The following is an 8970-nucleotide window of genomic DNA, read 5'->3' as shown; positions in this document are numbered from 1 at the left end:
CATATTCATAAAGTCATTAGATGCTTCAAAGTGGTTTGGTGCAGTTGGCAGCGCTGGAATGTTTTTGCTTGCTATCTTGGGCGAAATTTTGAAATAAAATTCAAGTTTTATAGAGAATGGAGGATATGAAATGAAAGAAAAATTAATTACAGCCGTAGGCTTTATTGAGGCAAATCGAAATGAAATGGGCGACAAGGAATCACTTAATATGCTTTTAAAGGCATTAGATAGACTAAATAAAGATAGTAAATAGAAGAGGGTGAAAAACATGCCTGTTAAATTATATGGTTTTAGTCACGCAGCATAAGCCTAAAATGGAATGGAGCATGATGAATGAAGTTTAATATTTTAGAAGAAGAGAAGATGAGAGAGCTTGGATTTACTGATCATGCAAAGACACGTTGGTATCTATGTAAACGGCTAAGGGATAAAATCACTTTCAATCTTACAATCTCAAAGAAGTCTTTAAAGGGAAAAATTGATGTTTTAGACGAACTTTGTCTCCAACCTTACCCATACGAGACTATGCAAAATGAAGCGTCTTCTATTGTTAAAGAGGGTGTTGAAGAAATAATTGATAAGCTTAAAAAGGAAGGTGTAATAGTTGAGTAAAGCTAATGTTAAAGAAGATTTCGTTACAGTTACATTTAGAGGGAAAGACGGTAAGTTTTATGGAGAACAACGATTATCGACAGCTCCTATTAACCTATCCAAAGGTGTTGGAAAAATTCCACGATTTCCAAGAAAATTAGAGGTTGTTGGTGAAGAATTAAAAGAAGAAATTGCAGCACTTGCTGGATCAAATGAATATCTTTTCGAGTATAACGGGACTCAAATTCTTGTGAATATTGCCATAGAAGAAGGTAAGGTGTACATCATTGAAAAAATTGAAAAAGAGTAAACAACTTGATAAGAAATTCTGGCTAACATTAATTAAATGGGCATTAGTTGCATTCTTAGCAGGATACTTGGGTGGCTTTCTGCTACCTACTACAATTCTATCAAAATAAAATACAAATTACATATATTTAAAGGTGGAGATAAAGGATGATTATCAACGAACTTAGAATCACGTCTATTGATGGTAACAGATGGTTGCCTAATAAGATTGAAGATATTCTTGTGGGTAATAAGATTGATGTTGAAGAGGTAGAAGAAGGGTTGAAATTTCGTAGTGATAATACTTACACACTAAAACCAGAAGATCGATTATTACTGATGTTTAAAAATGAACATCCTAAAGAATGTTTTGTTCACATTGAAACTGAAGGACAAACAAAGCATTACAAGATATTAAAAACGAAAACAATTGAAATTTCCAAAAGTTTGATTGATAAAAAATTTGAATTTACTCTTACTTTAGCCAAATGTTCACCAACCCAAATTGAATTATTTAGCAAGATAGATAAATAAAAGTTTTATTTTAAAGTAAGGAGTGTTAAATGATGGAGAATTTTAAAAAGCTAGTTGTAATTGATGATTACACTCTAGTAATCACTTTTTTTGCTAAAAAAAGTAGTTTAGGCTGGTCAATAACTCAAGTTAGTGTAAAAAACAATCAAACAAACAAAATTGTTTATCGAAGCGTTAACCCATTTAATGGAACTACCCAATTATCGCTTAAGGGTGTTTTTAAGAAAATTGCTATTACAGTTAAGGATCATTTATTGAGTAATAGAGAAATTGATAAAGAAATTGAAGAATTAGAAGAGTGGGATGGGGTTGTTAATTTTTAAATAAAAGGATGATTTCAAAGAGAAATCAGATGAGGAGGATAGGATGCAATACACCAAGCATGGAAATTCAGTAGAAGGTTACATAACATTTAATCTTTATTTTCATTCATTTGATTATAAAGAGGATAGCATATTGGAACAAGTAAGATTCACCACAGTTAACGAGCTATTCAACATGATGCAGCCTGATTATATTGAGCAACTAAAACAAGAAAATGATGCAGAGCAGGTTGAACTTCACGATATCACTTTCAGTGCTAAAGATGACGACACGGAGGCTTTCATCATAATGTATGACAACTCAGGAAGTTATCGAATCTCAACAAATCTTGATGTAAGTGGATTAGATAGTGAGTATAAAGAAACTTTAAAAAGTATTAAAGATATTCTAGATAAGAAGATGTAAAACAAAAGGAGGAAATTCTAAATGGCATATGATGAGTTTAAAGGAAAGCTAAGTAAGCCCAAAGTAAGTGATGTAATCAAAGCATTACAAGATCAACTTGATTTTAACGGAGACACAAGAGTTAGTTTCAGAATTGATGGAGAAGAGACAAGCGATGAAATTCAACTAGATCCATATAAAAATGTTCTTGTGTTGAATTTAGAGGAAAATTAAGGAGGTATCTCATGTACTTTATAACAGAACCAACTGATTTAATTGACAAAGAGGTTGGGTTCATTCATGCTAATCAATTTTACGATGCAACTACAATCGTGACTAAAGATGGTGGCATATTAATTGTTAAACAAGTTTTTGATTTTGAAGAAGAGCCAAGCACTATTGTTTATAACGAGCACCAAGCCAAAAAAAGATTTATGAGGACAGCTATGTAAAGAATGAGCTTGATAAGTTGGGAATAATTACTGAGAATGACTGGGCTGAATATGAGCTGCAACTTAAGGAAGCAGAAGAAGCTCGTAGGATTGAGTTCCGGAAGGAAAAAGAAGAGCGAGAAAGACTTGACTATGAACGATTGAAATTGAAGTTTGAGGGGGAGAATTAAATAGACATATTTGAGCATATCATGTGTGACTTCAAACATTATAAGGGCGGAACCTATAAACTCGTTGGAGAAGTCATTCATACAGAAACAGAAGAAGAGCTTGTTGTTTACCATGATATGGACGGCACTGTATTATGGGCAAGACCTAAAGAGAGGTTCTTTGGAAAAGTTGTTGTTGATGGGAAAGAGATCGACAGGTTCACAAAAATCAATAAGAAGATATGAAGGATTGAAGATGACTTAAGCCATCTCCTAACCAACATACCTCAATACAGTTACTTTCTTTTAGCCTTTGCTTGAGAAAGAACTGATCCAGTTAAACTCTTAGCTGTCTTACTTGAAGATTTAGAATTAAGTACTTTAGAAGCTTTAGTTGCAAGTTTTGAAGATGAAACTCTTCTGCTGCTAGACTTTGCCAAGGGAATCACCACCTATCGAGGGAAAATGTGTTCTGTATAACTAAATATAGTATACGGATTTATTGAGAGAATACAAGATATTGATTTGATTTTATATAAATTAGAAAATGGAGGATATATGATGAAATTATTACTGAGCTTTTTTAAGCGAATTTTCAAACGCAAAATGAAGTTTTATGAGGTACATGATCCTTATTATTCGTTAATTAAAGCAAATACAAAGGGAAAGGCTATGGAACTTTATAAAAAGGATACTGCAGATGATGAAGGAGATTTATCTAAAGAACTGATTGAAGTTGGAGAGATTTACGCTGCTATGAGGTATGGAAGAGCACCTGGAGAAGACAGAAATTTAGTTCCACTTAAAGAGGTATTAAAAGATATCACAAGCGATGAAGAAATGGTATTGCTTACTGATGGAGATTTACTATAAAATCACAGTTTCATATAAATAAAAATTGGGGGAAATATAATGGGAGCAGCTGTAAGAAAATTAAAAAAACCGTATGTACATACCAGACATCTAGTAGACCTTGAAGTAGTTGAAACAGTGACAACTGTTCATAATCCTGATGGAACATCTTACATCGTAGAACCTGGTGATGTGCTATCTGTTAATGAATTTGGAGAAAAAAATCTTGTACCTAAAAATCACTTATTACATTACTTTGAGGTTGGGAAACTTGAAGATACAAGTTTTTATGAAGAGATGGCCAAGGGATATGAAGAAATGGCAAAGATTAATTCTGGAATTTCTAAAGAGAGTGAATATTTAGAATCAGAATCTGAATTTACAATAGCAAAGTTTGTAACAGGTAAAAACCACTTATAATGTTAATTACTTATGAGAGCTTGACAGGAAACGTTCAACGATTCGTTCATAAAATTACAAATAACAAATATTACATTGTTAAGAAAATAACTGAGGACATGTTGATTACTGAACCATTCATACATATTACATACACAATCGGATTTGGTGAGGTGCCAAAGTTAACTCAGATATTCATACATAACAACAAAGAAATGCTGAGAGGAATTTGTTCTAGTGGCAATAAAATTTGGGGAAATAATTTTGGACTGGCTGCAGATAAGATAGCAAAACAATACAATGTTCCAATCTTGCTCAAATTTGAATTAGCTGGGACAGATTCTGATGTAGCTAAGTTTTTACAGGAGGTTAAATTTATTGACAATCAGCACAAACAATATTCCTAAGTGGATTCAATTGAACAACGAGATCATGATTCAGAAGGATGGAAAGTTCCAATTTGAGAAGGACAAGGAAGCTGTACATAGTTATTTCGTAGATTACGTGAATCAGAATATGTTCTTCTTTCATGATCTGGAAGAAAAATTAAACTACTTACGTAAATATGATTATTACGAAGAAGAATTTTTAAACCTATATAGTATCGGTGATATCAAAAAGGTATTCGAGTTTGCTTATAGTTTTAAATTTAGATTCCCATCATTTATGAGTGCATTTAAGTTTTACAATGACTATGCACTTAAGACTAACGATAAGATGAAAATCTTAGAACGATATGAAGATCGAATCTCAATTGTTGCGTTATTTTTAGCTAAAGGAAACACTGAAAAAGCTCTAAGATATGTTGAATCCATGATTAAGCAAGAGTATCAACCAGCAACTCCTACATTTATGAATGCTGGACGAAAGCGAAGAGGTGAAATGGTTAGCTGCTTCTTAATTGAAGTTGGGGATAGTTTGAATGATATCTCAAAAGCCGTAGATATCTCAATGCAACTATCTAAATTAGGCGGTGGCGTAGCACTTAATTTGAGCAAAATTAGAGCTAAAGGTGAGGATATCAAAGGTATTGAGAATGTAACAAAAGGTGTTGTTGGTGTTATGAAACTTCTTGATAATGCCTTTAGATATGCAGATCAGATGGGCGCACGTAATGGGAGCGGAGCAACATATTTAACAGTATTTCATCCTGATATTAATGATTTCTTAGATACGAAAAAAATATCAGCAGATGAAGATGTGAGAGCTAAAACCTTGTCCATTGGAGTAGTTGTTCCAGACAAATTCATTGAGCTTGCAAGAGAAGACAAAGATTATTATATGTTCTATCCTCATACGGTCTATAAGGAATATGTACAACACTTAGACGAGATGAACATCAATGAAATGTATGATGAATTAGTTAATAATCCAAATGTAAGAAAAGCTAAAGGAAGTGCTCGTAAACTTCTTGAGAAGCTGGCCATTCTTAGATATGAATCAGGTTATCCCTATATTATGTTCCAGGATAATGTGAATAACGAACATGCTAATAATCATATCTCTATGGTTAAATTTTCAAATTTGTGCTCTGAAGTATTACAGGCATCTGAAGTTTCGACTTATACAGACTACGATCAAGATGATGAAATTGGACTCGATATTTCATGCAACTTAGGATCAATGAACATCCTGAATGTCATGAATAACCAATCAATCGAGAAGACAGTTAGAACCGCAGTAGACGCTCTTACAAGGGTTTCTGATGCAACTAATATCGTTAATGCTCCAGCAGTTAATAAAGCTAATAAAACAATGAAATCAATTGGTTTAGGTCAGATGAATTTACATGGATATCTAGCTCAAAACGGTATCCCTTATGAATCAGAAGCAGCAATTGATTTTGCTAATACATATTTTATGATGGTCAATTTTTATTCTCTGAAGCGTTCAATGGAAATTGCAAAAGAGACTGGTGAAACGTATTACATGTATGAAGGATCTACATACAAATCAGGAAGCTATTTTGATAAGTATTTAAGCATTGATTATTCACCGAAGTTTGATAAGGTAGCGAAACTGTTTAAGGAGCAGCATATCCCATCAATTGAAGATTGGAAACAATTAAAGAGTGTTGTACAGAAATATGGACTTTATCACAGCTACAGACAAGCTGTAGCACCTACTGGAAGCATTTCGTATGTACAGTCATCTACCGCAGGCGTAATGCCTATCATGGAAAGAATTGAGGAAAGAACCTACGGAAACAGTAAGACTTATTATCCTATGCCTGGACTGTCTCCGAACAATTGGTTCCTATACAAAGAAGCATATGACATGGATATGTTCAAGGTTATTGACTTAATATCCACTATTCAAACCCATGTTGATCAAGGCATCTCGTTTACATTGTTCCTCAAAGACACTATGACAACACGAGATTTGAATAGAATTGATCTATATGCACATCACAAAGGAATCAAGACACTTTACTATGCACGCACAAAAGATACTGGCCAGGATAGTTGCCTAAGCTGTCTTGTTTAATTTTCTTTTTTTAGATACCAAAAACCGAAGCCAATAAAAGAATCTATAAGTATCTGAAAAATAAATTCATTAAGGTTGCTGCTTGAAAGAGCAGTTAACCCTATGTTAAATAATTTTTCAACCAATGCAACAATAATTTTTTCTTTCAATATTACTCACCTCAATATTTTTTTGAGGCGTCAATATCGCCTCATATAGAGGCACAACAAACATAGGTGTTTTACAAGTACTGAAACGTAAATTTTTAAATTTTTTCGTTTGGAGGAATAAAAAATAACAAATTTAAACAAAAATTCTACATACACAGCTGCAGATTGGTCAAAACACGAGGATGAATTCACACAGATGTTTTACAACCAAAATGTGAAGCAATTCTGGCTTCCTGAGGAAATCTCATTACAAGGAGACTTGTTACCTTGGAGAATAATTGGTGAAAAAGAGCGAGATACGTACATGAAGGTGCTTGCTGGACTGACTTTACTTGATACAGAACAAGGAAATACAGGGATGCCGATTGTTGCTGAACATGTGGACGGCCATCAGCGTAAAGCGGTACTCAACTTTATGGCAATGATGGAAAATGCGGTGCATGCGAAATCATACTCCAATATCTTCATGACACTCGCACCAACTGAAACGATCAGTGAAGTGTTTGAATGGGTCAAGAAGAATAAATTCCTGCAAAAGAAAGCAGATATGATTGTCAGTTTATACCGTTCGATTCAAAAGGACGATCCGATTTCCCTCTTTAAAGCAATGGTTGCTTCTGTCTATTTAGAAAGCTTCCTATTTTACAGTGGTTTTTACTACCCGCTTTATTTCTATGGACAAGGAAAGCTCATGCAAAGCGGTGAAATCATTAACTTGATTTTGCGTGATGAAGCGATTCACGGTGTGTACGTTGGATTATTAGCGCAAGAAATTTACAACAAACAAACACCTGAAACGCAAAAAGAGCTATATGATTTCTCAATTGACCTTTTGAACGAGCTTTATGAAAATGAGCTTCATTATACGGAAGATATTTATGACCAAGTCAATTTATCGCATGATGTGAAAAAGTTCATTCGTTACAATGCCAATAAAGCGTTAATGAACCTTGGATTTGCCCCTTACTTTGAAGAAGAAGAGATTAACCCAATTGTATTGAACGGACTTAATACAAAAACAAAGTCACATGACTTCTTCTCAATGCAAGGGAACGGCTACAAAAAAGCACAAGTGGAAAAATTGAGAGACGAGGACTTTCTATTTGACTAAAATTGACGATTTTATTGGTCGAACTTTTAACAATAAGAAGGGACAAACTTTCACAATTATAGATAAAATCATGACTAAACCAGGCAAATCAAACAGATATTTGCTAGAGTTCAAAGCCACGGGGTATAGAAGTACAGCGGAAAAAGTTCATATTTTAAGAGGTACTATAAAAGACAGGTTTGAGAAATCAGTGTTCAATGTTGGTTATTTAGGGAATACTAAAATGGTTTCTAATAAGGCTGCTTATACTGTATGGAATGGAATGCTAGAGCGATGCTATGATACAAAATGCGAGAGATATCCAGACTATGGAGCTGCTGGTGTAAGAGTTTGTGAAAGGTGGCACTGCTTTGAATATTTCTTGGAAGATATAGAGTTAATTGAAGGTTATGAGAAAGACGCATTTGAACAAAGAAAAATATTTTTAGATAAAGATATTAAACAAAAAGGGGTACCAAAGAATCAAAAAGTGTATTCCCTCTCGACTTGTTGTTTTGTAAGTAGAGAAGTAAACAATAGGAATAGAGATTTAACTAATGCAAAACTGCATTTTATAGCTATACCGCCCAAAGGAGATAGCTTTTATGTAGCGGGGTTGCGTCCTTTTGCAGAAAAATATAAATTACATAGAAAAGCAATAAAGAATTGTCTAATGGGACATCGTTCAGATTATGATGGGTGGAAATTTGAATTAATAAGAGAATCCAACTGGAGACAAAAGAAAAGCTGAATTTATCTATATGAAATGGTAATTTTATCGCAATGTGAGAGGAGAGTTAACAATGAACGTAATTAGACAAAGTGAATTAACAACAACACAATCAGATTTAATCGATATTATCAGAGGTCATTTAATACATAAGCACTTACTTGAAATCGTTTCAGTTGGGGCAATTGAAGTTGGAGGGCAGAAAGTGGTTTTAAAGGACAGGTGGAACTGTTCCGACATTACTTGGTTTAACACTATTGGTGAAGCGTCAAAATGGACTGTTAGAGACTTGCTGGGTTCAAATGTAATCATTAGGCACGACATGTTCACCAAAATTGGTCAAGAAGCTATTAAAAACCTTCAGAGAAGCTTACAAGAAGTGGGTCAAATTAAAACTCATGTAAAATTAAAAATGAACTAACAGCCATTGAGAAAAAAATAAACGATCTAGGAACTGTTAAAAATGAGATTAGAAAGCAATTAAACGCTGTATGTCCCCATGAAGATACCTACTTAGTTAATTCATGGGACGAAATTAGAT

18 protein-coding genes are annotated in these 8970 nt (G+C 33.8%); 16 read left to right on the top strand and 2 right to left on the bottom strand.

The genetic code is table 11. The features are described 5' to 3' along the window. Positions 1-130: 130 nt before the first annotated feature. The 9 genes from C5695_RS20815 (at position 131) to C5695_RS10360 (ending at position 2968) form a co-directional block, all read left to right on the top strand. Positions 131-253, top strand: coding sequence for a hypothetical protein (locus tag C5695_RS20815; protein WP_262379024.1), 123 nt, complete (start codon positions 131-133; stop codon positions 251-253). Positions 254-333: 80 nt separating this feature from the next. Continuing rightward, complete coding sequence (locus C5695_RS10395; protein ID WP_117730664.1) at positions 334-612, top strand: hypothetical protein; 279 nt, start codon at positions 334-336, stop codon at positions 610-612. Further along, positions 605-901, top strand: a complete 297-nt coding sequence (locus tag C5695_RS10390; RefSeq protein WP_117730663.1) for a hypothetical protein — start codon at positions 605-607, stop codon at positions 899-901. Before C5695_RS10395 ends, C5695_RS10390 begins: the two co-directional genes overlap by 8 nt. 146 nt (positions 902-1047) lie before the next feature. After that, the gene (locus C5695_RS10385; protein WP_117730662.1) at positions 1048-1413 is read left to right on the top strand and encodes a hypothetical protein; all 366 of its coding nucleotides are present in this window, start codon (positions 1048-1050) and stop codon (positions 1411-1413) included. Between the two features lie 32 nt (positions 1414-1445). Next, on the top strand, positions 1446-1736 hold the full coding sequence (locus C5695_RS10380) for a hypothetical protein (RefSeq protein ID WP_117730661.1): 291 nt from the start codon (positions 1446-1448) through the stop codon (positions 1734-1736). Between the two features lie 43 nt (positions 1737-1779). Further along, complete coding sequence (locus C5695_RS10375) at positions 1780-2142, top strand: hypothetical protein (RefSeq protein ID WP_117730660.1); 363 nt, start codon at positions 1780-1782, stop codon at positions 2140-2142. Positions 2143-2163: 21 nt separating this feature from the next. Next, positions 2164-2355: a hypothetical protein gene (locus tag C5695_RS10370; RefSeq protein ID WP_024428277.1), complete on the top strand. Its 192-nt coding sequence runs from the start codon at positions 2164-2166 to the stop codon at positions 2353-2355. A gap of 11 nt (positions 2356-2366) precedes the next feature. Next, positions 2367-2573, top strand: a complete 207-nt coding sequence (locus C5695_RS20500; protein ID WP_233230719.1) for a hypothetical protein — start codon at positions 2367-2369, stop codon at positions 2571-2573. Positions 2574-2764: 191 nt separating this feature from the next. Next, positions 2765-2968 carry a DUF1653 domain-containing protein gene (locus tag C5695_RS10360; RefSeq protein WP_233230718.1) on the top strand — a complete coding sequence of 68 codons (204 nt, stop codon included), beginning with the start codon at positions 2765-2767 and terminating at the stop codon, positions 2966-2968. A 50-nt stretch (positions 2969-3018) separates the two neighbouring features. Here C5695_RS10360 and C5695_RS20495 read toward each other — a convergent pair whose 3' ends face one another. Further along, positions 3019-3162 (bottom strand): hypothetical protein, encoded by a 144-nt coding sequence (locus tag C5695_RS20495; protein ID WP_187441835.1) that lies wholly within the window; start codon positions 3160-3162, stop codon positions 3019-3021. 121 nt (positions 3163-3283) lie between these two features. Here C5695_RS20495 and C5695_RS10355 point away from each other — a divergent pair, with 121 nt between their 5' ends. The 4 genes from C5695_RS10355 to nrdE are packed head-to-tail and all read left to right on the top strand — an operon-like array spanning position 3284 to position 6460. After that, positions 3284-3595, top strand: coding sequence for a hypothetical protein (locus C5695_RS10355; RefSeq protein WP_233230717.1), 312 nt, complete (start codon positions 3284-3286; stop codon positions 3593-3595). Positions 3596-3634: 39 nt separating this feature from the next. After that, positions 3635-3994, top strand: coding sequence for an antitoxin endoai (locus tag C5695_RS10350; protein ID WP_117730658.1), 360 nt, complete (start codon positions 3635-3637; stop codon positions 3992-3994). Then, on the top strand, positions 3994-4380 hold the full coding sequence (gene nrdI, locus C5695_RS10345; RefSeq protein WP_117730657.1) for a class Ib ribonucleoside-diphosphate reductase assembly flavoprotein NrdI: 387 nt from the start codon (positions 3994-3996) through the stop codon (positions 4378-4380). The genes C5695_RS10350 and nrdI overlap by 1 nt, the downstream gene beginning before the upstream one ends. Further along, positions 4358-6460, top strand: coding sequence for a class 1b ribonucleoside-diphosphate reductase subunit alpha (nrdE, locus tag C5695_RS10340; protein ID WP_117733081.1), 2103 nt, complete (start codon positions 4358-4360; stop codon positions 6458-6460). Before nrdI ends, nrdE begins: the two co-directional genes overlap by 23 nt. On the opposite strand, the gene C5695_RS20490 is transcribed toward nrdE, so the two are convergent. Continuing rightward, on the bottom strand, positions 6457-6609 hold the full coding sequence (locus C5695_RS20490) for a hypothetical protein (RefSeq protein ID WP_187441836.1): 153 nt from the start codon (positions 6607-6609) through the stop codon (positions 6457-6459). The two genes, nrdE and C5695_RS20490, sit on opposite strands and share 4 nt — an antisense overlap. A 124-nt stretch (positions 6610-6733) precedes the next feature. Between C5695_RS20490 and nrdF the strand changes: the two genes are divergently transcribed. From nrdF to C5695_RS10325, 3 genes are read left to right on the top strand one after another with little or no spacing between them, the layout of a single operon-like run. Beyond that, entirely contained in the window at positions 6734-7720 is a 987-nt protein-coding gene (gene nrdF / locus C5695_RS10335) for a class 1b ribonucleoside-diphosphate reductase subunit beta (protein WP_117730656.1), read from the top strand. Next, complete coding sequence (locus C5695_RS10330) at positions 7713-8450, top strand: hypothetical protein (protein ID WP_117730655.1); 738 nt, start codon at positions 7713-7715, stop codon at positions 8448-8450. Before nrdF ends, C5695_RS10330 begins: the two co-directional genes overlap by 8 nt. A gap of 52 nt (positions 8451-8502) precedes the next feature. Beyond that, positions 8503-8850 (top strand): hypothetical protein, encoded by a 348-nt coding sequence (locus C5695_RS10325; protein ID WP_117730654.1) that lies wholly within the window; start codon positions 8503-8505, stop codon positions 8848-8850. Positions 8851-8970 lie beyond the last annotated feature (120 nt).

Origin of the sequence: Bacillus pumilus (assembly GCF_003431975.1) — a bacterium.
GTDB classification, from domain to species: Bacteria; Bacillota; Bacilli; order Bacillales; family Bacillaceae; genus Bacillus; species Bacillus pumilus_N.
The sequence above is the reverse complement of the archived record's forward strand: the minus strand, read 5'-3'. Positions and strand labels throughout refer to the sequence as shown.